This is a genomic window from Clostridium novyi NT (assembly GCF_000014125.1).
Lineage (GTDB): Bacteria > Bacillota > Clostridia > Clostridiales > Clostridiaceae > Clostridium_H > Clostridium_H novyi.
Map to the genome: position 1 here is coordinate 2024464 of NC_008593.1, position 26028 is coordinate 2050491.

At 32.2% G+C, this 26028-nt stretch carries 19 protein-coding genes, 3 tRNA genes, 3 rRNA genes and 1 other annotated feature; of the genes, 2 read left to right on the forward strand and 23 right to left on the reverse strand.

Annotation, left to right across the window (positions count from 1 at the left end; all coding sequences use genetic code 11):
* Positions 1–58 precede the first annotated feature (58 nt).
* Positions 59–274 (forward strand) — a binding site (T-box leader).
* An 85-nt stretch (positions 275–359) separates the two neighbouring features.
* On the forward strand, positions 360–1796 hold the full coding sequence (gene proS / locus NT01CX_RS09320) for a proline--tRNA ligase (protein ID WP_011722820.1): 1437 nt from the start codon (positions 360–362) through the stop codon (positions 1794–1796).
* A gap of 137 nt (positions 1797–1933) precedes the next feature.
* On the opposite strand, the gene NT01CX_RS09325 is transcribed toward proS, so the two are convergent.
* The 11 genes from NT01CX_RS09325 to NT01CX_RS09375 all read right to left on the reverse strand — a co-directional run bounded on the left by NT01CX_RS09325 (position 1934) and on the right by NT01CX_RS09375 (position 13081).
* The gene (locus NT01CX_RS09325) at positions 1934–2419 is read right to left on the reverse strand and encodes a QueT transporter family protein (protein ID WP_011722821.1); all 486 of its coding nucleotides are present in this window, start codon (positions 2417–2419) and stop codon (positions 1934–1936) included.
* 317 nt (positions 2420–2736) lie between these two features.
* Positions 2737–3303: a tRNA (mnm(5)s(2)U34)-methyltransferase gene (locus NT01CX_RS09330; protein WP_011722822.1), complete on the reverse strand. Its 567-nt coding sequence runs from the start codon at positions 3301–3303 to the stop codon at positions 2737–2739.
* A gap of 114 nt (positions 3304–3417) precedes the next feature.
* A 5S ribosomal RNA gene (rrf, locus tag NT01CX_RS09335) occupies positions 3418–3534 on the reverse strand.
* Between the two features lie 36 nt (positions 3535–3570).
* Positions 3571–6475 (reverse strand): 23S ribosomal RNA (locus NT01CX_RS09340).
* Positions 6476–6649: 174 nt separating this feature from the next.
* Positions 6650–8162 (reverse strand): 16S ribosomal RNA (locus NT01CX_RS09345).
* The 16S, 23S and 5S rRNA genes sit together here, the layout of an rRNA operon.
* Positions 8163–8622: 460 nt before the next feature.
* Positions 8623–9702: a 2,3-butanediol dehydrogenase gene (locus NT01CX_RS09350; protein ID WP_011722823.1), complete on the reverse strand. Its 1080-nt coding sequence runs from the start codon at positions 9700–9702 to the stop codon at positions 8623–8625.
* A gap of 194 nt (positions 9703–9896) precedes the next feature.
* On the reverse strand, positions 9897–11876 hold the full coding sequence (locus tag NT01CX_RS09355; protein ID WP_011722824.1) for a sigma-54-dependent Fis family transcriptional regulator: 1980 nt from the start codon (positions 11874–11876) through the stop codon (positions 9897–9899).
* Between the two features lie 124 nt (positions 11877–12000).
* A tRNA-Gly gene (locus NT01CX_RS09360) sits at positions 12001–12074 on the reverse strand.
* A 15-nt stretch (positions 12075–12089) separates the two neighbouring features.
* Positions 12090–12166: transfer RNA gene (locus NT01CX_RS09365), tRNA-Ile, on the reverse strand.
* Positions 12167–12170: 4 nt separating this feature from the next.
* Positions 12171–12246: transfer RNA gene (locus NT01CX_RS09370), tRNA-Ala, on the reverse strand.
* Positions 12247–12529: 283 nt separating this feature from the next.
* On the reverse strand, positions 12530–13081 hold the full coding sequence (locus NT01CX_RS09375) for a macro domain-containing protein (protein WP_011722825.1): 552 nt from the start codon (positions 13079–13081) through the stop codon (positions 12530–12532).
* A 297-nt stretch (positions 13082–13378) separates the two neighbouring features.
* On the opposite strand from NT01CX_RS09375, the gene NT01CX_RS09380 reads away from it, so the two are divergent.
* On the forward strand, positions 13379–14032 hold the full coding sequence (locus NT01CX_RS09380) for a lytic transglycosylase domain-containing protein (RefSeq protein WP_011722826.1): 654 nt from the start codon (positions 13379–13381) through the stop codon (positions 14030–14032).
* A 110-nt stretch (positions 14033–14142) separates the two neighbouring features.
* On the opposite strand, the gene NT01CX_RS09385 is transcribed toward NT01CX_RS09380, so the two are convergent.
* From NT01CX_RS09385 to NT01CX_RS09440, 12 genes are all read right to left on the reverse strand, one after another.
* On the reverse strand, positions 14143–14967 hold the full coding sequence (locus tag NT01CX_RS09385; protein ID WP_011722827.1) for a M48 family metallopeptidase: 825 nt from the start codon (positions 14965–14967) through the stop codon (positions 14143–14145).
* 26 nt (positions 14968–14993) lie between these two features.
* Positions 14994–15968, reverse strand: a complete 975-nt coding sequence (locus NT01CX_RS09390) for a tetratricopeptide repeat protein (RefSeq protein ID WP_011722828.1) — start codon at positions 15966–15968, stop codon at positions 14994–14996.
* A 139-nt stretch (positions 15969–16107) separates the two neighbouring features.
* Positions 16108–16275 (reverse strand): zinc-ribbon domain-containing protein, encoded by a 168-nt coding sequence (locus NT01CX_RS09395; RefSeq protein ID WP_011722829.1) that lies wholly within the window; start codon positions 16273–16275, stop codon positions 16108–16110.
* A 153-nt stretch (positions 16276–16428) separates the two neighbouring features.
* Positions 16429–17745: a ComEC/Rec2 family competence protein gene (locus NT01CX_RS09400; protein ID WP_011722830.1), complete on the reverse strand. Its 1317-nt coding sequence runs from the start codon at positions 17743–17745 to the stop codon at positions 16429–16431.
* Between the two features lie 30 nt (positions 17746–17775).
* Entirely contained in the window at positions 17776–18516 is a 741-nt protein-coding gene (gene ymfI, locus NT01CX_RS09405; protein WP_011722831.1) for an elongation factor P 5-aminopentanone reductase, read from the reverse strand.
* 29 nt (positions 18517–18545) lie between these two features.
* Complete coding sequence (cobO, locus tag NT01CX_RS09410; RefSeq protein WP_011722832.1) at positions 18546–19067, reverse strand: cob(I)yrinic acid a,c-diamide adenosyltransferase; 522 nt, start codon at positions 19065–19067, stop codon at positions 18546–18548.
* A 135-nt stretch (positions 19068–19202) separates the two neighbouring features.
* The gene (gene trmB, locus NT01CX_RS09415; protein ID WP_011722833.1) at positions 19203–19847 is read right to left on the reverse strand and encodes a tRNA (guanosine(46)-N7)-methyltransferase TrmB; all 645 of its coding nucleotides are present in this window, start codon (positions 19845–19847) and stop codon (positions 19203–19205) included.
* Between the two features lie 30 nt (positions 19848–19877).
* Complete coding sequence (locus tag NT01CX_RS09420; RefSeq protein ID WP_011722834.1) at positions 19878–20552, reverse strand: site-2 protease family protein; 675 nt, start codon at positions 20550–20552, stop codon at positions 19878–19880.
* A 104-nt stretch (positions 20553–20656) separates the two neighbouring features.
* Positions 20657–21874: a hypothetical protein gene (locus NT01CX_RS09425; RefSeq protein WP_011722835.1), complete on the reverse strand. Its 1218-nt coding sequence runs from the start codon at positions 21872–21874 to the stop codon at positions 20657–20659.
* A 12-nt stretch (positions 21875–21886) separates the two neighbouring features.
* Positions 21887–22912 (reverse strand): phosphodiester glycosidase family protein, encoded by a 1026-nt coding sequence (locus NT01CX_RS09430; RefSeq protein WP_039226866.1) that lies wholly within the window; start codon positions 22910–22912, stop codon positions 21887–21889.
* Between the two features lie 146 nt (positions 22913–23058).
* Positions 23059–24450: an LCP family protein gene (locus NT01CX_RS09435; protein ID WP_242648485.1), complete on the reverse strand. Its 1392-nt coding sequence runs from the start codon at positions 24448–24450 to the stop codon at positions 23059–23061.
* Positions 24451–24619: 169 nt separating this feature from the next.
* Positions 24620–25996: a PhoH family protein gene (locus NT01CX_RS09440; RefSeq protein ID WP_011722838.1), complete on the reverse strand. Its 1377-nt coding sequence runs from the start codon at positions 25994–25996 to the stop codon at positions 24620–24622.
* Positions 25997–26028: the final 32 nt, after the last annotated feature.

Here is a 26028-nt window from a genome sequence, read left to right on the forward strand (position 1 = left end):
TCCGCTATTGACATTAATTAAATAAAATCTTATCATATAATAATGATAATTTAATATTTTTATGACTAAGATAAGGAATAGTAAAATTTCATTCTTTTCAAAGAGAAGAAACTATTTGGTGAGATGTTTCTAAAAGAATACTTTTGAACCAGCCTTTGAGTTCTGTACTGAAATTATAGTAGGATACAGCGGATTTTACCGTTATAAATTTGAGAGAATATATTAATTTAAATATATTAATAAGGGTGGTACCACCGTAAGCTCGGTCCCTATGGGGATTTGAGTTATTTTTATTTTTTGCCACTCTTTATTTTAATATAAACTATTTAATAGATAAAAATGATTTAGGAGGAATAGATATGTCAAAGAAAAAAAAATTCGTTGAAGCTATAACACCAATGGATGAAGATTTTGCAAAATGGTACACTGATATCGTAAAAAAAGCAGAACTTGTTGATTATGCAAGTGTTAAAGGATGCATGATTATCCGTCCTTATGGATATGCAATATGGGAAAACATCCAAAAATACTTAGATACTAAATTTAAAGAAACAGGACATGAAAATGTTTATATGCCAATGTTCATTCCTGAAAGCTTACTTCAAAAGGAAAAAGATCACGTTGAAGGATTTGCTCCTGAAGTTGCTTGGGTAACTCAAGGTGGTAACGATACTTTAGCTGAAAGATTATGCGTAAGACCAACATCAGAAACTTTATTCTGCGATCACTATGCAAAAATCATTCAATCACACAATGACCTACCAAAAAAATATAATCAATGGTGTTCTGTTGTAAGATGGGAAAAAACAACTCGTCCTTTCTTAAGAACAACTGAATTCCTATGGCAAGAAGGTCACACAGCACACGCAACTGCTGAAGAATCAGCTAAAGAAACAATAGATATGCTAAATGTTTATGCTAACTTTTGCGAAAATGTTTTAGCAATACCAGTTATAAAAGGACAAAAAACTGAGAAAGAAAAATTTGCTGGTGCAAAAGCTACTTACACAATTGAAAGTTTAATGCATGATGGTAAAGCACTACAATCTGGTACATCTCACAACTTTGGAGATAACTTCTCAAAAGCATTTAACATTCAATATAACGATAAAAACAGTCAACTTCAATATGTTCACCAAACATCTTGGGGTGTAACTACTCGTTTAATTGGAGCAATAATCATGGTACACGGTGATGATAGCGGTCTTAAATTACCACCAAGAATAGCTCCACTACAAGTTGTTATAGTACCTATAGCTCAACATAAAGAAGGAGTTCTTGATAAAGCTGAAGAACTTAGACAAAGAATCGCTAAAGTTGCTAGAGTTAAAGTTGATTCTAGCGATAAAATGCCAGGATGGAAGTTCAATGAATATGAAATGAAAGGTGTTCCAGTACGTCTTGAAGTTGGTCCAAAAGACATCGAAAACAACCAAGTTGTCCTTGTTAGACGTGACACTCGTGAAAAGATTTTTGTATCAATGGATGAACTTGAAACAAAAATCCCTGAACTTTTAGATGAAATCCACAACTCTATGCTTGAACACGCAAGAACTCATAGAGATGAACATACTTACACGGCTAAAACTTTAGATGAATTCAAAGAAATTGCAGATACTAAACCAGGATTTATCAAAGCTATGTGGTGTGGAGATACTGCTTGCGAAGAAAAACTTAAAGAAGTTGCAGGGGTTTCTTCTAGATGTATGCCATTTGAACAAGAAGAAATCACAGACAAATGTATATGTTGTGGAAAAGAAGCTAAACACATGGTTTACTGGGGAAAAGCTTATTAATACTTTTAACTAAAACTAATATTTATATATAATTTATATTAAGTTAAACATAACTACTTAATATAAATAAAATATATTATTATTGAAATGTAAAATAGCTAGTAACATAATACAAAATTATTGTTACTAGCTATTTTTTAATTACTTACCTTTAACAATTTTATAATATCACCTTTTTTTAATAAAACTCTGAATATAGGATATCCTATTAAAGTTACAACTACAAACTCTCCAATTGCCACTTCTAATGATGTAAGCCAAAATGGAAGATGTTGAAGATAATATAATTCAGCTCCTATAAAAATACAATTTATCGTTGGCCATAACGATGCTATAAATAAATTTTTACTTTTACTTATCATATAAACACTTATAAATGTAGCTGTAGTTCCAACTACAACATCTACAATTCCTAGTGGACTAAATAGATTTGATATAGCACATCCTAAAACTAATCCTGGTATATATAATGGATCTATAAATGCAAGTAAAGTCATAATCTCTGAAATTCTAAACTGAATAGGCCCATAACTTATAGGCGCTATTACAGCTGTTAATACAGCATATACTGCTGCAACAATTGCTACTTTTGTTATTTTACTAACCGTAATATTTTTCACCATAATCTCACTCCTTAATAAAATTTTAAAATTTAAGCCTCTATCTTATGCATGATTTTCTGTTATAAAATGCATACTTACATATCTTCAAAACTAATTTTATATTATTATTAATAACTACAATACAAGTGCTAATTTTTATATAATAAAAAAAACTACCTAAAAACTAGGTAGTTAAACGACAAAACAAGCCCCTAATATTAAATTAGAGAACGCAAAAAATATTATCGTGTTTACCTTAGTTTTGTTTATAGACAGGAGGCTTACGAACTGTCTACTTTTAAGTTATCACATTTTAGCAATAAACTCAATATATGAATTTACCTTTTTTCTATTGCTATTAATATAGGTGGATTATTTATTTGATTAATGAAACCTAATTTCATAACATTATATTCTTTTTGATTTAAATTAGATGTAAACTCCTCTATAGCCACCTTTTCTAATTTACCATTTTCATGTCCATGATAAATTACTAATAATATAACACCATTTTTCTCTAGCATATCTAATGATTTTTTTATAGCAACTATTGTTGTTTCTGCCTTAGTAGTAATATTATGTTCTGCACTTGGAAGATATCCCAAGTTAAACATAACTAATTTTACTTTTTCTTTTATGTATTTATCTATGTTCTCATGACCATCATGTATTAATTCTATTTCTGTATTAATTTTATTATCACTAATTCTCTTTTTAGTATTTTCTATAGCTGTGCTTTGAACATCAAAACTATAAATTTTACCCTTTTCTCCAACTAGTCTTGCTAAAAATACTGTATCATTTCCATTGCCCATTGTAGCATCTACTGCTATATCTCCCTCTTGAAGTTTTTTAATAGCTATTTCTTTTGCTAAATTCATAGAGTTAGTTAAAACATTCTTCATCTTATTTCCCCCACCAATTTATAAAATTAATAAATTCAAGATTTTATAACAATCTCATAATAATAAATAATACGATAAAAAAGCACTAAGCAAATTAGCTTAGTGCTTTAAGTTACCTGGCGACGACCTACTCTTCCACACCGTCTCCAGTGCAGTACCATCGGCGCTTTGAAGCTTAACCATCGTGTTCGGTATGGGAACGGGTGTTACCTTCAAGCCATAATCACCAGATTGTTCTTTCAAAATTGCACAGTGATAATAATTTATTTGATCAAGCCCTCGACCTATTAGTATTGGTCAGCTGAATACATTACTGTACTTACACCTCCAACCTATCAACCTGATAGTCTTTCAGGGGTCTTACTAGCTTACGCTATGGGAAATCTAATCTTGAGGTGGGCTTCACGCTTAGATGCTTTCAGCGTTTATCCCTTCCCAACATAGCTACCCAGCTATGCTCCTGGCGGAACAACTGGTGCACCAGAGGTTGGTCCATCCCGGTCCTCTCGTACTAAGGACAGCTCCTCTCAAATTTCCTACGCCCACGGCGGATAGGGACCGAACTGTCTCACGACGTTCTGAACCCAGCTCGCGTGCCGCTTTAATGGGCGAACAGCCCAACCCTTGGGACCGACTACAGCCCCAGGATGCGACGAGCCGACATCGAGGTGCCAAACCTCCCCGTCGATGTGGACTCTTGGGGGAGATCAGCCTGTTATCCCCGAGGTAGCTTTTATCCGTTGAGCGATGGCCCTTCCATACAGAACCACCGGATCACTAAGCCCGACTTTCGTCCCTGCTCCACCTGTATGTGTCGCAGTCAGGCTCCCTTCTGCCTTTGCACTCTACGCGCGATTTCCGACCGCGCTGAGGGAACCTTTGGGCGCCTCCGTTACCTTTTAGGAGGCGACCGCCCCAGTCAAACTGCCCACCTAGCAATGTCCTGTGACCAGATTCATGGCCTCCAGTTAGAATTCCAGTACTATCAGGGTGGTATCCCAAGGATGACTCCACCAAAGCTGACGCCCTGGCTTCTAAGTCTCCCACCTATCCTGTACAGACAATACCGAAATTCAATGCTAAGCTACAGTAAAGCTCTACGGGGTCTTTCCGTCCAACCGCGGGTAGCAAGCATCTTCACTTGCACTACAATTTCACCGGATTTACTGCCGAGACAGTGCTCAAATCATTACGCCATTCGTGCGGGTCGGAACTTACCCGACAAGGAATTTCGCTACCTTAGGACCGTTATAGTTACGGCCGCCGTTTACTGGGGCTTAAGTTCATAGCTTCGCTTACGCTAACTATTCCCCTTAACCTTCCAGCACCGGGCAGGCGTCAGCCCCTATACATTAGCTTACGCTTTAGCAGAGACCTGTGTTTTTGATAAACAGTTGCTTGAGCCTATTCACTGCGGCCTACTCTCGTAGGCACCCCTTCTCCCTAAGTTACGGGGTCAATTTGCCGAGTTCCTTAGCAGTAATTCTTCCGACGACCTTAGGATTCTCTCCTCATCTACCTGTGTCGGTTTGCGGTACGGGCACCATTTTGCTCCATAGAGACTTTTCTTGGCAGCGTGGAATCAGATACTTCGTCAAAAATGACTCCCCATCACACCTCAGGCTTAATGTTAAGCGGATTTGCCTACTTAACACCCTAAGTGCTTAGACGCACATCCAATAGTGCGCACATCCTATCCTCCTGCGTCATCCCATTTGTCAAACGCATTATGGTGGTACTGGAATATCAACCAGTTGTCCATCACCTACGCCTTTCGGCCTTGGCTTAGGTCCCGACTAACCCTGGGAGGACGAGCCTTCCCCAGGAAACCTTAGATATTCGGTCAACAAGATTCTCACTTGTTTTTCGCTACTTATGCCAGCATTCTCACTTCTGTACTGTCCACCACTCCTTACGGTATGGCTTCAACCTGTACAGAAAGCTCCTCTACCACGTATACAAAGTATACATCCATAGCTTCGGTGGTAAGTTTGAGCCCCGTTACATCTTCGGCGCAGGATCTCTCGACTAGTGAGCTATTACGCACTCTTTAAATGAGTGGCTGCTTCTAAGCCAACATCCTAGTTGTCTTAGAAATCCCACATCCTTTCCCACTTAACTTACACTTTGGGACCTTAGCTGATGGTCTGGGCTGTTTCCCTTTTGACCACGGATCTTATCATTCGTAGTCTGACTGCCGGGGTACAAGTATATGGCATTCGGAGTTTGATAGGGTTCAGTAACTGTTGTCAGCCCCTAGCCCATTCAGTGCTCTACCTCCACTACTTAATTACCCGACGCTAGCCCTAAAGCTATTTCGAGGAGAACCAGCTATCTCCGAGTTCGATTGGAATTTCTCCGCTATCCACAGCTCATCCCATGGCTTTTCAACGCCAACGTGGTTCGGACCTCCACGGAATTTTACTTCCGCTTCATCCTGGCCATGGATAGGTCACCCGGTTTCGGGTCTACAATATGCAACTAGTTGCCCTGTTCAGACTCGGTTTCCCTTCGGCTCCACACCATAAGTGCTTAACCTTGCTGCACATCGTAACTCGCTGGCCCGTTCTACAAAAAGTACGCCGTCACACTTTAATGTGCTCCGACCGATTGTAGGCACACGGTTTCAGATTCTATTTCACTCCCCTCCCGGGGTTCTTTTCACCTTTCCCTCACGGTACTGCTTCACTATCGGTCACTAGGTAGTATTTAGCCTTGGGAGATGGTCCTCCCAGCTTCCCACAAGGTTTCACGTGTCTCGTGGTACTCTGGAGTAGATCTACTTTTCTTTCCTTTTCGCTTACAGGGCTATTACCTTCTATGGCGGAGCCTTCCAGCTCTCTTCAACTAAAGAAATCAAAGCGTTGTGATCTATCCGCAACCCCAGGAACAAGTTCCTGGTTTGGGCTCTTCCCCTTTCGCTCGCCGCTACTTAGGGAATCGAATTTTCTTTCTCTTCCTCTGGGTACTTAGATGTTTCAGTTCCCCAGGTGTACCTCCATATACCTATGTATTCAGTATACAGTATCTAGCAAAGCTAGATGGGTTTCCCCATTCGGAAATCTACATATCACAGGCTATGTGCGCCTACATGTAGCTTATCGCAGCTTATCACGTCCTTCATCGGCTCCTAGTGCCAGGGCATTCACCGTGCGCCCTTTGTAGCTTGATCTATCATCATCTACTAATTTTCATTAGTGTCTAGGTTTAGATTATTTCTAATCTTATTAATTCGTTTCTTTATCACTGTGCAATTTTCAAAGAACAATTTTTTGAAAGACTTAGTCTTTCAAAATTAAACAGAATCAGGTTTCCAGTCTGGAAGCTTTGCTTCCATTCTCCCTAGAAAGGAGGTGATCCAGCCGCAGGTTCTCCTACGGCTACCTTGTTACGACTTCACCCCAATCACCAATCCCACCTTCGACCGCTGGCTCCTTACGGTTACCTCACGGGCTTCGGGTGTTACCGGCTCTCATGGTGTGACGGGCGGTGTGTACAAGACCCGGGAACGTATTCACCGCGACATGCTGATTCGCGATTACTAGCAACTCCAACTTCATGTAGGCGAGTTTCAGCCTACAATCCGAACTGGGACTGGCTTTCAAGTTTTGCTCCCCCTCGCGGGATTGCTGCTCGTTGTACCAGCCATTGTAGCACGTGTGTAGCCCTAGACATAAGGGGCATGATGATTTGACGTCATCCCCACCTTCCTCCACGTTAACCGCGGCAGTCTCGTTAGAGTGCTTAACTTAATAGTGGCAACTAACAATAAGGGTTGCGCTCGTTGCGGGACTTAACCCAACATCTCACGACACGAGCTGACGACAACCATGCACCACCTGTCTTCCTGTCCCCGAAGGGACTTCCTCAGTTACGAGTAATTCAGGAGATGTCAAGTCTAGGTAAGGTTCTTCGCGTTGCTTCGAATTAAACCACATGCTCCGCTGCTTGTGCGGGTCCCCGTCAATTCCTTTGAGTTTTAATCTTGCGACCGTACTCCCCAGGCGGAATACTTAATGCGTTTGCTGCGGCACCGAGGGTGGTACCCCCCGACACCTAGTATTCATCGTTTACGGCGTGGACTACCAGGGTATCTAATCCTGTTTGCTACCCACGCTTTCGTATCTCAGTGTCAGTTACAGTCCAGAAAGTCGCCTTCGCCACTGGTGTTCTTCCTAATCTCTACGCATTTCACCGCTACACTAGGAATTCCACTTTCCTCTCCTGCACTCTAGACACCCAGTATCAAATGCAGCTCCCAGGTTAAGCCCGGGAATTTCACATCTGACTTAAATGCCCACCTACATACTCTTTACGCCCAGTAAATCCGGACAACGCTTGCCACCTACGTATTACCGCGGCTGCTGGCACGTAGTTAGCCGTGGCTTCCTCATTAGGTACCGTCATTATCGTCCCTAATGACAGAGTTTTACGATCCGAAAACCTTCATCACTCACGCGGCGTTGCTGCGTCAGGGTTTCCCCCATTGCGCAATATTCCCCACTGCTGCCTCCCGTAGGAGTCTGGACCGTGTCTCAGTTCCAATGTGGCCGATCACCCTCTCAGGTCGGCTACGCATCGTTGCCTTGGTGAGCCGTTACCTCACCAACTAGCTAATGCGCCGCGGGTCCATCTCAAAGCGGATTGCTCCTTTGATTATTCTACGATGCCGTAAAATAATGTTATGCGGTATTAATCTCCCTTTCGGGAGGCTATCCCACTCTTTGAGGCAGGTTACCCACGTGTTACTCACCCGTCCGCCGCTAATCCACTTCCCGAAGGAAGCTTCATCGCTCGACTTGCATGTGTTAGGCACGCCGCCAGCGTTCGTCCTGAGCCAGGATCAAACTCTCAATTTAAAAGTTTAATCTTACTCAAATTTATTGACTGGTTTATTACCTATATTCTGTTTAATTTTCAAAGACCATTTTCTTTCGCCATCTCTTGACAACTCATTTATTATATCAATTTGAAATCTCTTTGTCAACAACTTTTTTAACTTTTTATTCTTAAATTTTCATTTAAAAACTATTTTGTTTTTTAGTTGTTTTTCTGATTTCTTGTCGTCTCTCGTGACGACATGGACTATCTTATCATAATTTTATTGATTAATAATACACATAATCATTATGTGCTTAATTTATATAAAATATACTTCAAATTACTTTTATTTTCTTTAAATTATTAATATAGACACACGTGGGTACAGGTACCTATGCATATAATAAATCTTAATTAAATAAAATTTTAGACTGCTGAATTATATATCTTATCGACAGTCTAAAACTTATATACAATTAAATAAATTTAGATATTATTTTATTTATCTAAAAGCATTTCATCAGGTGTTACTAATATCTTAACTTGTTTTTTCTTTTCTAATCCTGTTAAAGTATTAAATCCTTCTGCAACTATATTGTCTAAAGATATTTTTTTTGTAATGTATCCTTCTGCCTTTATTCTACCATCATTCATCTGAGCAATTATTGAAGGGAATTCGTGTCTATATGCTAAAGTTCCTACTATTTTCTTTTCACTAAATACCAATGTATTTGGATTAAACTTAATTTCTTTTTCCCATATACTCGTTATTACCATAGTACCTTCAAATTTTAAACTTTCTATTCCTACATCAAAACCAACTTGAGCTCCTGTTGTTTCAAAAGCAGTATCAACACCAAGTCCTCCTGTAATTTTCTTAACTTCTTCCGAAACATTAACTTCATTTGGATCAAGTACAATATCTGCCCCAGCCCTTTTAGCATACTCTTGTCTTATAGATTTTCTTTGGAAAACTATAACCGATTTAGCTCCTGCAGCTTTTAAACATTCTATTGTTGCTAATCCTATAGGTCCAGCCCCTAAAACCAATGCAGTATCCCCTGTTTTAAAGTTTGCCACTCTTATAGAATGTAATGCAACAGTCATTGGTTCTGCCAACGCTGCTTGTTCATAAGTCATATTATCTGGGATTTTATGAACAAATTCTTCTGGAAATACAGTGTATTCAGCAAATCCACCACCACTTCCACAAAGACCATGAAATCCTAATGATGTACAAAGATTATACTTTCCTTCTTTACATGCAGGACATTTTCCACAAGCTACTATTGGTTCAACAATAACTCTATCCCCAATATTAAATTTCTTAACACCTTCTCCAACTTCTACTATCTCTCCTGAAAATTCATGACCTAATATTATAGGTGCAACATTTCCACTTAAAGGATGTGGTTGTTCAACAGGTATAAATATAGGTCCATTTAAATATTCATGTAAATCAGATCCACAAATTCCACACCATTTAACCTTAATCTTAACTGTTCCATTTTCTACTTTTGGTTCTTGAACTTCTTCTACTCTAACATCATTTTTTCCATACCATAATGCCGCTTTCATTATATGTTTCCCCCTATCCTTATATAATTCACTCTTATTCATGTGAACTTATTCATTTTTATAAGCAATTATAATACCAACTTGTACATCTAGCCTATATGCTTATTTTTAATAAAAACTCAAATAAAATAGACACACAAAAATGTACCTATATGATACATTTTTTATATTTGTATCATATAGGTACATTTTTACTAATACTCATTAATATTATATTTTTTTATCTTTCTATATAATGTGGATCTGCCTATATTTAATAGCCTACATGCTTTTACTTTATTTCCATTACACTCTTTTAACGCATTTTTTATAGCCTCAGATTCAACCATATCCATAGAATTGATGCCTATCTTTTCAATTTGTTTATCTGAATTTTCTTTTTCATCCTTTACACTTTCTAATAATTCATCTATATCATTTAAATAATAGTCTCTTTCAATAACATTTCTAAGTTCTCTTACATTTCCACCCCAACTATGACTTAATAACTTTTTTATATAGCTTTTACTAACTTTTTCACTCTTCCTATTATTTTTCATATCTAAAATATTAATAAAATAATTCACTAAAATCTCTATATCATCTTTCCTATCATTTAATGGTATAGTCTTTATATTCATTACACTTAACCTATAGTAAACATCCGCTCTAAAATTTTTTTGCTTTATTTCTTCTTTTAATTTTCTATTAGTTGCTCCTATAACTCTTACATTAAGTTGTTTTTCATAATTACCGCCTACTCTAGTTATTTTATTATTATCCAAAACTCTTAAAAGCTTAGATTGTACATCTAAAGGAAGTTCTCCTATTTCATCTAAAAATATAGTTCCGCCATTAGCAAGTTCAAACTTTCCAGTATATCCTTCTTTAGATGCCCCTGTAAATGCTCCCTTTTCATATCCAAAAAATTCACTTTCCACAAGTTCTCTAGGTATAGACGCACAATTTATCGCTACAAAAGGTCCTGTTTTTCTTTTACTATAGTTATGTATTGATTGAGCTATTAGCTCTTTTCCAGTTCCACTCTCACCTTCTATTAATATATTACAATCATTCAATGCTATTTTTTTTGCCCGTTCTATCATTTTTTTCATACTTTGATTTTGGGTTATTATATCATCAAAAGTATATTTAGCTTTATATCCAATAACCTTATTAACTAGCTTATGTATTTGCCCAGTTTCAGTAAAGGTTATAACTATTCCTATTACTTTTTCATGAACTTTCATAGGAATTATATCTAGAATACATGGAATAACTTTTTTATTTATATTTTTTATATTTTCTTTATAAATTTTATCATCAATTTGTATCTCATCTCTTTTTACGCAAAAATTACGTTCAATACTATTAAAAGATTTATATTTGCCACTAATTATTGCTTCAAAATCAATATCTTTTACTATATCCTTTATATCAGTATTAATTAATTTATCTATATTAGAATTTAAAATCTGTGCTGCTCTTCCATTTACTTTTTTTATTTTCATATTTTTGTTTAATACTATAATTCCTTCCGAAATAGAATTAAACGTAATATTCATCAAGTTACTTGAAACAGCAACTGCTAGTTGTTTTTGTATTGATTGGGCTGCCGATGTAACAATTCCTAAAGTATGAGGATGAGCATTATAATAATTCCCAGACATATTTATACATCCTATAACCTCTCCTTCTTCATTATGAATTGGTGCCCCTGAACAAGTCCAGGAATGTTGTTCTATACAATAGTGTTCAGCTCCAATTGTTTGTATAGGTTTATCTAAATAAATAGCTGTTCCTATAGCATTGGTTCCTACTACTTCTTCATTCCAAAGAGCACCTTTTACAAAATTTAGTTCCTTCATTCTTTTTAGCATAGAATTATCTCCTATGGTTTCTAGAACATATCCATCTTTATCTGTCAATATAATAGCAAATTCAGAGCCTTTAACTATTTCATATAATCCTTTCATTATAGGTTTAGCAATAGAAATAAGTTCTATATTTTCTTGTATCTTTTTTACAGTAAATTGATCGTCTTTAACAACCCCTCTACCATTCATAGGATTTACATTATATTCTCTACATCTCATCCATGAATCGGCTATTTCCTTCCTTACATTACTGTCTATATAACCATTTTTCATGAATTGATTCCAACAATCTTTTATAAAATTCATGTAAGTTTTCATAATGCACCTCTTATTTTTATTTTCAATAATACATTTTATAGTTTACTTTATACACTAATATATTAGCAAATTATAACAAAAATAAAAATAAAAAAACAACTTCAATATTGAAGTTGTTTTTATTTGGAGCGGGTAAGGGGAATCGAACCCCTGTGTTCAGCTTGGAAGGCTGACGTTCTACCATTGAACCATACCCGCATAATAATATTTAATTGGTGGGTCTAAATGGACTCGAACCATCGACCTCACGCTTATCAGGCGTGCGCTCTAACCAGCTGAGCTATAGACCCATAATGGTGGAGATAAAGAGATTCGAACTCTTGACCCCCTGCGTGCAAGGCAGGTGCTCTCCCAACTGAGCTATACCCCCAAATAATTGCTTATTATGCATTGGACAATCTATATTATAACATATATTTATAATTTGTAAAATAATATATTAACTACATATTTATTAATTATTGAAAATTATATTTAATTTTCTTTATTTTTCTTTTAAAATATATAAAATATTATATGTATTTCTTCATTTTAAAAAGCAGCTTACTCCTGCTGCTTTTTTACTATAATTCTATTCTTATACAACTTAATATTTTTATATACTTAGATAATCATAAAACTCTATGCTCTTATAATGAATATATTATTTGTTACTATATATTTTTTTCTTTTAATATTTCCTTCTCTTCTTGTAAAAATATTTCATACGTTTTATCATCTAAATTACACATAACTATAGTTTTAAGACTTTTAGCACTTGTTTGTAAAAACTTTATTGAAGTGTTTATTAATATTTTGGCACATTCATCTTTAGGAAATCTAAATATTCCTGAACTTATAGCTGGTATTGATATTGACTTTAAATTATGTTGTTCTGCTAAACATAATGCACTTAGAACAGCATTTTTAAGCTTTAATTTTTCATCTCCTTCACCCATTCTAGGTCCTACAGCATGAATAATATATTTACAAGGCAAATTATATCCCTTAGTTATAACTGCTCCACCAGTTGGAATTATTCCTTCTTTTCTAACTATTTTATTACTTTCTTCTTGTACTTCACGTCCACCTTTTTTTACTATAGCAGCAGCAACTCCACCGCCATGCTTCAACATACCATTAGCTGGATTAACTATGGCATCAGAGGATTCATTTGTAATATCGCCTTTTTTTATAATGATTTCTTTGTTTTTTACTTTAATCATAATACTCAACTCCTCTAATACATAAATTTGAATAAAATCTTACCAAAACTAAAACTTATACTGTACTATAAATAATTCGCTTTTTTTTTTACTTTTCCTTCAAACAATTTTTACAACTTTTAAAAAAGTCTCACTATTTAAAAGCGTATATACTTTATACTATCCAACTATTGTCATATATATTAAATTTTTTAATTATTATTCTTATATTAACTTTATCCCCCTAAAGATTAAAGCATATTATTACGATAAAAAACAAATACATACTATTTTGTATAATAAAAGGTTGGTGAAATTATGGAAATAAATAATTCTAAAATAGAAGAATTTTTAAAGTTTCAATTAATGACTACTATGCTTAAACAAGCTGCCGGAGATTCACCAGCATTTCAAGTAGCAATGGAAAGTTTATTAAATGCTGGTTTAGATAACTATGATGATAATTTTTTAGATAAGCTCTCCCTTAATGAAGAAGACATGACTAGTCTTGGTTATGCAGCTAAAGAAAGAGTTCAAAATATCAGAAAAGACGTAAAATCTTCTGTAAAATCAGGAAATATAACAATTGATAAAGCTGTTGAAAATGCCTCAAGAAAATATGGAATAGACAAAGATCTTATAATGGCAGTTATAAAACAAGAATCAGATTTTAACCCTAAATGTGTATCTCACGCAGGGGCAATGGGACTTATGCAATTAATGCCTGTAAATTGTGAAGACCTACATGTAAAAAATCCTTATGATATAGAGGAAAATATAGATGGTGGAACTCGTCATTTAAAAGATATGCTAAATAGATACGGTAACAATAAAAAAATGGCATTAGCTGCTTATAACGCTGGATGTGGTACTCTAAGAAGAAGAGGCGTTAAGGATGAAAGTGGAATATGTAGACTTCCTCTTGAAACAAGGGACTATGTTAAAAAGGTAATGAAATACTACGGAAAATAATTTTTAATAATTTTAGCTAAAATATAGAAGATATTTTAATCTTAAATATCTTCTATATTTTTTTATTTCTTTTTATATAGCTTGTTTCTTTTTATATTAAAATATATTTTTTAATTAAGGAGTCTCATTTTCTTTCTCACTTCTTTTGCTTTACTTGAAGATACAAATCTTAAAAGCTCCTTAATTCTAAGCGGACCATATGGAATTTGTTCATCCAATTTTGAATACCTAGCCATGACGCTATTGTAGTTTTCTAGTAAATCAGCTTGTTTTAGATATTCTCCCAAGTTAACATTATTTGATATAAAGTCATTGTTGAATATAACCTTTTTTATTGCACTTATACACGCTTCAATATCCCCAACTAAAAGATATCCACAAGCATCACTAGAATACTCTGCCACTCTACTCCACTTATACATTATTACTTTTAGCCCCATCTGTAAAATCTGTCTTTCATTTGCAATTCCAGCCATTCCTTCATTATAAACATTCTCAATTAATTTAGGTGCCTTAATGCATTGCTCCATTAATATTTTCCAGTATATATGCTTGCTTTTTATATGAGCTAGTTGAGATCCTATTAAAAATTTCAATTCATTCTTAGAAAAGTTTTCAACAGTTTTTGCAGATATCTCTATCCATGACCTATTTACCCCTTGAACATGGACATCATAATTAGTCCCTTCATATATGTATACTTCAGGTTCTTTTATTCCTAAAATACTGCTCATTTCCTGTACCATATTATGAATATAAGGTAATTGTTTATCTGTAACCTTTAGATTTTTTCCAACTAAATCTGGTCTTATAGATTCTTCTATAAAATTTTCATGATAACTTGCAAATGTATCTTCACAAAATATTGCTTTTTTCATATTTTTTAAACATTCATCTTCTAATTTATGTTTATACATATTTTCTTCTATATTCATAAATATCACTCCTTCCCTTTATACTTTTATCCTTGTAACATAGAAACAATAGAGTTTTCTAATGCTTGTTCTTCATTTTCTCCTAATGCTTCATGAACCTTAGATAAAATCTTATGAATTTCAACTTCTTCTGGCTTATCTTTTAAAGCTTCCATTGCGTATTGCTTAGCCTCTTCATATCTTTTATTTTCTATTAAAAGTTTTGAGTATATCTGTCTTATGTAGTAATTTTCATATGGTTCTTCTTCTCTTTTGAAATAACTATCAAAATTATTTAGAGCATTGTTATAATCTCTATTGGCATAGTCAATTAATCCTTGAAAACAGTATTGAATAAATGGAGTTTTTTCTTTAATTTCTTCTGCAAATTTTAAACATTCATCTAATGAATAACTTAAAGTCATTAAACACAATCTTTCATTTTTCTTATTTTGAATTTCTTTATTTTTGTTGTTTATGCTTTCTTCGTTGGCTCTTATATCCATTGTACTTACATCTACTTTTACTTTTTCATTTATTATTTTTTCTTCTAGTTTTTTTATAGATTGAACTACATTGGATATATCTTCTTTAATATCTTCTTTATCTTCATCATCAAGTTCATTTGAATTCAACTTTACTTTTAATTTATTTTCTTCATTGCGCATTTTTTGTAGTGATACTTCTTTTGATAATATTTCTTCACTTATTGACTTTATACTTTCTCTTAATTGAATATTATTTTTATTGATTGTATTGATTTCTTCTTTGATTTCTTTTATATCTACATCAATATCCTCAATTTTCTTAATATTTAAATTATAATTATAAAAATCATTTTCAAATTCTGCACTAGTAACTTGTTTTGATATTTTATCAATAGATTTTCTATAGTTGTCCAAAGTAAAATTTACAGCTTTAGTAAGCACTCCCAATTCTGTGTTATCTATTTTTTCAGTATTTTGTATTTCATCTTCGTGTTTTCTTAAAACCATTTTCTTTATCGAATTAAAAAACTTCATGACTATTCTCCTTTACTTTAAAATGTATTCTCACTTTTATTATAAGATAAATTTCGGTATTATTGAATGTTTTTTCTATTTTTTATGAAATTTATAAAAAAAGGAGCTGATTTTCAGCTCCTTTTTAGTCTACTTTGAATTATCTATTGAAGTTTCTGTTATTTCTTTGTTGTTTTCTTTTTTGTCTACATTCTGGGCATCTTACTGGATTATTTTCGAATCCTTTTTCTTTGTAAAATTCTTGTTCTCCTTTAGTGAATACAAATTCACTTCCACAATCTTTACATACTATAGTCTTATCTTCCATTTTAAACTCTCCTCTTTTAAATGGCGACTTTTTATCACATCAATAGATTCATCAAACTTTCATTCGAAAATATGTCCATGACACCAATATCGCTCTATTATATTTTATCTTACTAGTCTAACACACTAATGTATATTATTCAACTAAATTTTTCTATCTCTTAGATCTTCTATAGCCTGCTGCTTGTGCTTCGGCTTCTGTATTAAACCATGCTTCTGGATTTGTTTTATTATAAAATGCGCCTCCTGGAACATGATATATTTTTTCACCCTTGCTGTTTATATTACCTTTTATTTTTCCTTGTCCACTTACTTGTTTAACCACAGTTTTCTTTGATGTATTATTTACTGTTTTTTTAGCCACAGTTGTTTTTCCTGTATTGTTATCTTTTTTATATGTTGTTCCTTTGTTAATGTTACCAACGTTATTTGTTAAGTTGTTATTTGCATTCTTTTGTATTACAGGTGTTGGTGTTTCACTAGAAGCTGATTTTCCTTTGTTATTATCACTGTAGTTATAGCTTCCTGATTTAACATTAAAACCAATTTCTTTTCCATTGCTTGTAGCAACTATTGTACCAGCTTCATCTGTTCTATAAACTGGTATGTTTCTTGATTTTAATTTATCCATTGTAGCTTTATGTGGATGTCCATAGTCATTTCCTTTTTCACAAGATATAACTGCATATTTAGGAGAAACTTTATCTAAAAATGCATCTGTAGAAGATGTTCTACTTCCATGATGTCCAATCTTTAATACATCTGCTTTAATGTCATATCCACCTTGTAGTATTTCTGATTCAGAAAGTGCTTCTGCATCTCCAGTGAATAGGAAACTTGTTTTTCCATATGTTAATTTGATTACAATTGAATAATCATTTACGCTTTCATAATCTTTATTAGCTTTAGGTGCAACTATTGTGCATGATGCATCTCCTAGTTTAAATGTATCTCCTGGCTTTGGTAATGTAATTTTCATACCCTTATTTTTTATAGCTGTTATAACATCTTTGTATGTTTTTGTGTTATTCATCTTACTTGGCATGTATATCTTTCCTATGTTAAAAGCATTTATTACATTATCAAGTCCACCTATGTGATCTTCGTGTGGATGTGTTCCAACTACATAATCTAATTTTTTTATTCCCATCTTTTTTAAGTAATCAACTACCATAGTGCCGTCAGCATTATTTCCACCATCAATTAACATGCTATGGTCTTTTTCTGTAATAAGTATACTGTCAGCCTGTCCTACATTTATAAAATGTACTTTTAAATCACCTTTGATATCTTTAGGATTTACACTTGTTGATTCATTAGCTGATTTTTTTAATGCTAATGATGAACTATTTTTTGAATTCTTACCTTTTGAAGCATTATTTCCAGTGCTACTACTTCCACTACATGCTGTAAATATCATCATTATAGAAATGATAATACCTAGAAATAACCCTTTGTTAAATTTCTTCATATTCTTTCCTCCTATTGTTAAATATTAATATTATAAATATCCTCCATCTACAGTTATTACTTGAGATGTTATATACTTAGAATCATCGCTAGCTAAAAAAACAGCCATTTTCCCTATATCACTTCCAGAACCAAATTCCATCATAGGTATATCTTCCTCTAAGGCTTTTCTTTCTTCTTTACTCATCCACTTATTCATTTCTGTATCAATAACTCCGGGTTCTATTGCATTTACTCTTATACCGCATGATGCAACTTCTTTTCCAAGCGCTTTTGTAAATGAGTTTATACCACCTTTTGATGCAGAATATATAACTTCACAAGAGGCTCCAACTCCACCCCATATAGATGATATATTTATAATGCTTCCACTTTTATTTTTAATCATGTACTTTATAGCATTATGACATGTATTAAAAACTCCTTTTAAATTTGTATCCATCATAGAGTCAAAATCTTCTTCTGTCATATCCATAAATAGTCCTACTTTAGATATTCCTGCATTATTGACTAAAACATCTATTTTTCCAAATTTATTTACAACATAATCTATCATTTCCCTGGAAAAACTGTAACTACTAACATCACCTTTTATAGAGTCTCCATATCCACCATTCTCTTTTATTTCTTTTAAAGTTTCTTCTGCTGCTTTATCATTATTTTTATAGTTTATGATTACAGAAGCTCCTTTTTTAGCAAATTCTAAAGCTATTGCTTTTCCTATTCCTCTGCTTCCTCCTGTAATTAAAACACTTTTACCTACAAAGTTCATATGATTACCACCTTAGTTTTTTAATACTTTTATTTTTCTATTCCCACTCTTGCTTCTACACCTTTTTTATAATAGTGCTTTACTTCCTTCATTTCTGTAACTAAATCTGCTAGGTTTATTAATTCTTCTCTTGCATATCTTCCCGTAATTATTACTTCTATTTTTTCATTTTTATTTTTTAAAATATCAATTACTTCCTCTAATGACACAAGATTATAGTAAATAGCTATATTTAATTCATCAAGTACAACAATATCATACTCTTCGCTTTTTAATATATTTTCTATTTCTTTTAATCCCTCTTTTGCTATATCTATATCCTCTTGTGATGGTTTATTGAATATAAAACAATCTCTTCCGTACTGTTTCATTTTAAATCCAGGTAAATATTTAATAGCATCAAGCTCACTATACTTCATACCTTTAACAAATTGACCAAAGAAAACTTTTTGGCCTGCACATACCGCTCTAAGTGAAAGCCCTAATGCACATGTAGTTTTTCCTTTACCATTTCCAGTATATATTTGTATATATCCTTTGTTATTTTCCACAATATACACTCTCCTATATTAATATATATTATATATTTTAATTTAAATATAAAACACTATTCTCCACTTTCATATTATATACGAAAAAAAGTCGTAAGTTTAGATTTATATTCTATACTTACGACCAAATATTTATTATTTTAACTTAGCTATTAAAAATTTACTCTTGATTCCTTTTTCTTTAAATTTAGTTTCATATTCAGTCATTAAGTTTTCATCTGCATAATCACTGTTATGTAAGTCGTATGTTTTGTATAATAGTTCAAAACCACTTTCCTCAAAGTAAACTAAAGAATCATTGAATAAGTCTAAATCATCTGTTTTAAAATGAATTTCTGTACCTGGCTTTATGAATTTCTTGTACTCAGTTAAAAATCTTGTATGAGTAAGTCTTCTTTTATTATGTCTATCCTTTGGCCAAGGGTTACAGAAGTTTATATATATTCTACTGATTTCATTTTCATCAAATATTTCTGCTATCATTCCTATATTCATTGCAACAAGTCTTACGTTTTCAAGTTCTGCATCTACTATATTTTTAAGTGCATATACTAAAACTTCATCTTTAAGGTCTATGGAAATTAGGTTTTTGTCATTAAATTTACTTGCAGCTTGCACAGCAAATCCACCTCTACCACAACCAAGCTCTAAATATATATCATTATTATTTTTAAATTCATCTTTCCAATTTCCCTTTAGTTCTCTAGCTTCATCAAGAGACTTAAAAATAGGACTTGCTTCTAATTCTGGTCTTGCCCACCACTTTTTTCTTAGTCTCATAACTTTCCTCCTTAAAATGTGTATAGTTAATTATTGTATACCTGAAATTGCATATGTTATTTTCATAAATAAATCTGTAAGTTTTTCAGCTGGAACATCTAAAATAAAATTAATAATAGAACCACCTAATCCTGGAATAGGTATTAAAAGAACTAATAAAATCATGTATCTATATGTGTATAACTTCTCCTCAATCTCATAAAAAAATTTAGGAAATAAATCTCTTAACACATGAAACCCGTCAAATCCAGGGATAGGTAATAAATTTAAGAATACTAATAAACAATTAGTTTCAATAACGTAAATAATCATACTTATAATTATTACCATTGAATCCGATTTATTATTAATACTTATTAACCCCGCTAAGATTATTGATGCTAATAATGCTGCAACTAAATTTCCTATTACTCCAGCTATAGACACCTTTAAATCATCTTTATAATAGTTTTTAAATGCTCTAGGATTAGTTTCAACTGGTTTTGCCCAACCAAAATTTAAAAATAAAAGCATTAAAAACCCTATAATATCTATATGCACAAGCGGATTTAAGGAAAGTCGTCCTTGATGCTTTGGAGTATCATCTCCTAACTTATAAGCTACCAATGCATGAGCATATTCATGAAACGTAAAGGCTATTAATATTGACGGTATCATTAATATTATGTTTAATACCGATTGTAAAAAACTTTGACCACTAAACATTAATTTTCTCCTATCTTTATAATATTTTTTTATTATATCAAAATATTAATTATTTTAACAACATATCAAAAAATCTCCGACTTTAATTTTCGGAGATTTTTTTCTTATTTTAATAAAGTTTCTACTAATTTTCCATCACTAATTGAAGCTATACCACCATCATACATCTGAAGGAATGTTCCTTTATATTTAATTTCTGTATTGGAACCTAATTCTATAACAATACCCTTTAAGTTATCATTAATATATATTTTTCCTTCTCTTGATATAAATATATCCTTCTTGTCCACACTTTTATCTAAGGCTATTCTATCCCATTTATAAGATATATTTTCTCTCATCTTAGGTTTACTTTCTTTTACTGATTCTCTTTTCTTTGATGTACTAGTATTTTTATTTTTTCCTTTGTGTTTTGTTTCCCCACTTTTTTCTTTGTCTCTGTCAGTATCTTTACGCTTCATTGCCAAAAGTGGTTTCTCCATAACTCCACGATAAATATTTTTTATTTTAAAGGTTTCTTGTTCCGAACTTGTTTCAATTTCACCTACATAAATAATATCATTATCGTCCACATCAACAAGACAAACCTTATCTACTCCATCAACTTTTATAGGATTTTGGCATCCCGTAATATATACCTTGTTTTGATTTACAGATTCATAAGCAATACTGTCATCATTAGGTATTATTTTTATATCTCCAATCATATCAATTTTTGTTTCTACTTTATTTAGTTTTTGCATGATATTTATTTTATGAAGCTCGCTCTTTCCACCTGCTAATCCTGATTTTATATATATCATATTCGTAAATGGAGATAATTCTATGTCTTTAACTTCCGTTCCTCTTGGAGCTGTAAAACATGTTTCTTCTCCATTTTTATTTTGTAACTTTTCTTTTTCACCTTTTTCAGCATCATAAGAATAGAATATAAACTTAGATTTTTCCTCTGATTTCTTACTTGCTGCTATAAGCAATATATTTCTGTCAGGAGCCCATTTATAAAATGACATATGAAGCCCTTGTTGTAATTCTATATTTTCTTCATCGCCACTATAAGTATCAACTATCTTTAATCTGTCATTTTCAATATAAGCTAAATATTGCCCATCACAAGATAAAGCTTTTCTTTCAGCATTTTCTGGTACTTCTATATTTATATCACTTTTTCTATTTTTCTTATTGTCTTCTACTTTTGTAGATACAATTTTGCTACTTACATTTTCTGTGGAAAATAAATATGTATCAACATAATATAATACAGCTATTTGCACTCCTAAAGATACACAAATCCATGCAATTATTCTTTTTACTGATTTCATAATTTCTCTCCTTTAAGGTTCAACGTATATAACTGAAGGTATTGAACGTTCTCCTAATGCATTTGATGGTTCATTTATAACTTTACCTTCATAATACATAGTAGTTGATGATCCACCATCTAAGTTACTTGCATTAACTGCTCCATATTCATATAGAACATCTTGTACATCTCTTAAAGTAGCAGCTAACCTCTTTACTTGTTTACCATCAAGTACCAATAACAATATACTTCCGTCTCTTGTTTGACCGATTGCGGTTCTAGGTGCCTTACCCCATCCACCATCACCATTTTTAATAGTTTTCTTTCCATTAACTATTAATGCTGGACCAAAAGAAATCATATCTGTAACATTCTTTTCTTTAACTTCTTGAAGTGTATGCTTTCCTACTAAAAGCATACCTTCTTTAGTCATAGCTACAATATCATGTTTTTTAAATTCTTTTTCGCTCTTATATTCATCATAAATAGTCTTTCCATTGGACATTATAATACCTTGTGGTTGTCCTCCATTACCTGCCCATTGTTGTCCATTTGCAGACTCATCAGTAAAACCTCCAGCATTTACTGCTGCTACAGCTTTATAGTTTCTTGCAATTTTGCTTGTGGTCTCACCAACTCTTGGCAGTTTACTACTGTGTCCTACTCTAACACGTGTAGGATCATGAATTACTAAAAGGTAACCCCTATAAGTATTTCCATCTATATCATATCTCTCTATTGTATCATCGTGTCTACTATTTATTTTTATTTCATCATTTTCTAATCCATCTTGGTATATATCTTGTACCTTATTCTTGTTTAAAATTTCATTAATACGTTCATTTGATAAAAAAGTTGTGGCTATCCATTGATGAGTCATTGTGGTCATTGCTGCTCCTACCATGGTATCCCTTGCATTTTTAAATGGACCATAATAAAGCATAAAAGGCCCTGTTATTGCAGTAAATACAAACTCAAAAACAATAAAGGCTGCAAACAATTTCCAGGAAAATTTTCTTTTTCCCTTCTTATTGCTTTGGTTTTTTACAGTTTTCATCTATTAATCATCCTTTTTCAGTATTTATCGTTTAATTGACCTAAATTATATTTTACAATAAATCTGAAGTTTTTCAAACTTAAATTTTGGGGGACATAAAAACTTTACATATATTTAACTTTTATTCTTTACTATAATCGGTATTTTTAGTTATTATCTTTATTTATTTTAAAATTTTCCTCATTATTTTCCTTTTTAGTATGATTATCTTCTTTATTATCTTCTTTACTTAAAATATCTTCTTTTTTCGTGTTATCATCAATATTTTTATCTTCCTTAGTTTTTAAATTGTTTTTAATATCATTTTTGTTATTATTTTTTATTTTATTATCTTTATATTTAATATTACTTTTATTATTTATTTTTTCACTAATTTTAGAATTATTTTTTGAGATATTATTGTTATTATTTTTTTTGTTTATGCTTTCTTTAACTTTTATATTATTTTTATACTTGTATTTATTTATCTGTTTTTTGGTCTCTTTATTAGTTATATCTATTTTAGTCTCATAAGCATTTTTTTCCTCTTCTCTAACAAAAATATCTTGTTTGATATTTGTAGGTTTAGTGCTATTATTAGCATCTCTTTTATACTCTTCCATAGCTCTTTTAAATGAATCATAATCTAAATTGTTACTGTTGTACATTTTGTCTTGAAATATAAAATCATGCATGATTTGTGCATTTTGTTTTATATCCATAAGCACAACCCACCCCTTATCTCCTAATACTTTAGGAGAAGTTATCTCTGGAACTGGTATTAACATTTGCTGTGGCTTATAATTTTGTATTTTATATACTGTATATGCATAATTTAATATGTCTGTTATATCCATATTAGTTTTCACATATGGAAATAGCTTTGATGCAAGCATTGGATATTTTAAAACATTTGTATCTTTCAATTTATCTATAATAAGAGATATAACCTCCCTTTGTCTTTCTGTTCTATCATAGTCACCATTACCAATTTTTCTTATTCTTGAATAACTTAATACCTGCTGTCCATCTAAATGCTGAAGTCCAGCTTTTTTTACTAAATGAGGATCTTTAGGATTCACCTCTGGAATAAATTTATTCATTTCAACACGTTCTTTTTCACTTACATCTACATCGAGACCCCCTATAGAGTTTACTAATTCTTGAAAACCATTAAAATTTATTATTCCGTAATCATGTAATTTCAAATTAAAGTTTTTTTCTATAGTATTTTTTAAAAGTTCTGCTCCACCATAGGCAAAAGCATGATTTATTTTTTGCTCACCATATCCAGGAATATCAACATAACTGTCTCTCATAATAGAAACCAATTTTAAATTCTTATTTATATTATCAATGGAAAGAATCAATATCGCATCTGATCTTGATTTTTCATCTAAGCTTCTAGCATCATTTCCAATTAAGAGAATATTGCTTATGCCATCAACTTCTTCATAATTTCTCTCATCATCATTTCCATAATTTTTTACATAAGTATTGCTTCTAAATCCCCAGTATAGATATCCACATACTGCCATAGTAATAATTAAAAAAATCATAAATATGCTTAATATAACTTTTTTACCGTTCCTCTTTTTCTCATGCTTTGCCAATGATTTCACCCCTATATTATTTAATGGTTTCATCTTTCATTTTTTACCAATCAATTAATACAATTATACATTCTTTTTCCAAGTAATGTAAATACTTATTTTGTATAGTATACTTTTATAATCGTTTTGAAGCATCATAAGCAAGTTTTGATCTTTCACATTCATCATATTTTAGTGTTACTTGACAGCATAACTTACTTCCCTTCATTCTTTCTGAAGCATAGCATAGTCCATTTGATCTATAGTCTAAAAATGGTTGATCTATTTGCTCCGGATCCCCAATTAATATAAGTTTACTTCCTTCTCCAACTCTAGTTATAATGGCTTTCACTTGCTTTGGAGATAAATTTTGAGCTTCATCTATTATCACCCAATTTTTAACGATGGATCTTCCTCTTAAAAAGGCTACAGCTTCTGTAGTAATTATCCTTCTATCAAATAATTCCCTAATCTTATCATTTAATTCGTTCTCATCTTTATATCTTTCTTTTTCATCAGAATCAATTAATATTTCTAAGTTATCTAAAACTGGTCTCATATATGGAGCTATTTTTTCTTGTTCCGTTCCTGGCAAATATCCTATTTCCTCATCCATAGTTACATTAGGTCTACAAACTAATATTCTCCTATATTCACTGCTATCTTGTTCTAAAATTTTATGAAGTCCAACAGCTAAAGAAAATAAAGTTTTTGCAGTACCTGCTGGTCCCTTTATAATAACCAGTGGAACTTCTCTTGCGCTTATCATTAATGCCTCTTGCATAAATCTTTGACCAACATTTTTAGGCAATATCCCCATAGGAATAGTCTCTTTATAAGTTAAAGGCACTATTTTTTGTCCATCATATTTACCTAATGCAGTTTTTTTAGCATTTTCATAAGAATGCATTATAATAAATTCATTTACATATAGCTCAGGACTTTTATACTCTTTAGACTTATCTACATATATCTTTAACTGTTTCACATCTAAGTATTTATTTTTATAAAAATAATCTATATTATCAGATGACGTATATACTGAAATTCGTCCAGTATATTGATTGTCATATTCTGGTACAACCTTTTCATAATAATCATTCGTATTTATACCAATAGTATCAGCTTTTATTCTTTCAAATATATCTTTTGTAATTAAATAAACATCTTCTCCTCTTTCTTTTAAGCCTTTACAAACTTGAATAATTCTATTGTCAGCCTTACTTTTATCCCAATAAGGTGGAATTTCAATATTATGATGATTTACTTCTACCCTTAACTTCCCACCATTAGGCAATTTTATTCCTTCAATTAAGCTTCCTTGAATTCTTAATTCATCAAGTATTCTGGCAGCCATTCTAGCATTTGCTCCAAGTTCTCCTGGCTTTTTCTTTAATGCATCTAATTCTTCTAAAACAACTTCAGGTATAACTACATTAGCATCTTCAAAACACAATATTGAACGTGGTGAATATAAAATTACATTAGTATCTAAAACATATGTTTTTTTCAACGCGCACTCCCTCCTTTTCTATAAGTATATTT

What these genes read in the sequence shown, in the direction of transcription:
- NT01CX_RS09430 (WP_039226866.1), bottom strand. Translation starts at nt 22,912, where the DNA reads ATGAAAACTGTAAAAAACCAAAGCAATAAGAAGGGAAAAAGAAAATTT.
- NT01CX_RS09330 (WP_011722822.1), bottom strand. Translation starts at nt 3,303, where the DNA reads ATGAAGAATGTTTTAACTAACTCTATGAATTTAGCAAAAGAAATAGCT.
- trmB (WP_011722833.1), bottom strand. Translation starts at nt 19,847, where the DNA reads ATGAGACTAAGAAAAAAGTGGTGGGCAAGACCAGAATTAGAAGCAAGT.
- ymfI (WP_011722831.1), bottom strand. Translation starts at nt 18,516, where the DNA reads ATGAACTTTGTAGGTAAAAGTGTTTTAATTACAGGAGGAAGCAGAGGA.
- proS (WP_011722820.1), top strand. Translation starts at nt 360, where the DNA reads ATGTCAAAGAAAAAAAAATTCGTTGAAGCTATAACACCAATGGATGAA.
- NT01CX_RS09355 (WP_011722824.1), bottom strand. Translation starts at nt 11,876, where the DNA reads ATGAAAACTTACATGAATTTTATAAAAGATTGTTGGAATCAATTCATG.
- NT01CX_RS09390 (WP_011722828.1), bottom strand. Translation starts at nt 15,968, where the DNA reads ATGAAGTTTTTTAATTCGATAAAGAAAATGGTTTTAAGAAAACACGAA.
- NT01CX_RS09380 (WP_011722826.1), top strand. Translation starts at nt 13,379, where the DNA reads ATGGAAATAAATAATTCTAAAATAGAAGAATTTTTAAAGTTTCAATTA.
- NT01CX_RS09420 (WP_011722834.1), bottom strand. Translation starts at nt 20,552, where the DNA reads ATGTTTAGTGGTCAAAGTTTTTTACAATCGGTATTAAACATAATATTA.
- NT01CX_RS09435 (WP_242648485.1), bottom strand. Translation starts at nt 24,450, where the DNA reads ATGATTTTTTTAATTATTACTATGGCAGTATGTGGATATCTATACTGG.
- NT01CX_RS09425 (WP_011722835.1), bottom strand. Translation starts at nt 21,874, where the DNA reads ATGAAATCAGTAAAAAGAATAATTGCATGGATTTGTGTATCTTTAGGA.
- NT01CX_RS09350 (WP_011722823.1), bottom strand. Translation starts at nt 9,702, where the DNA reads ATGAAAGCGGCATTATGGTATGGAAAAAATGATGTTAGAGTAGAAGAA.
- NT01CX_RS09400 (WP_011722830.1), bottom strand. Translation starts at nt 17,745, where the DNA reads ATGAAGAAATTTAACAAAGGGTTATTTCTAGGTATTATCATTTCTATA.
- NT01CX_RS09385 (WP_011722827.1), bottom strand. Translation starts at nt 14,967, where the DNA reads ATGAATATAGAAGAAAATATGTATAAACATAAATTAGAAGATGAATGT.
- NT01CX_RS09395 (WP_011722829.1), bottom strand. Translation starts at nt 16,275, where the DNA reads ATGGAAGATAAGACTATAGTATGTAAAGATTGTGGAAGTGAATTTGTA.
- NT01CX_RS09375 (WP_011722825.1), bottom strand. Translation starts at nt 13,081, where the DNA reads ATGATTAAAGTAAAAAACAAAGAAATCATTATAAAAAAAGGCGATATT.
- NT01CX_RS09325 (WP_011722821.1), bottom strand. Translation starts at nt 2,419, where the DNA reads ATGGTGAAAAATATTACGGTTAGTAAAATAACAAAAGTAGCAATTGTT.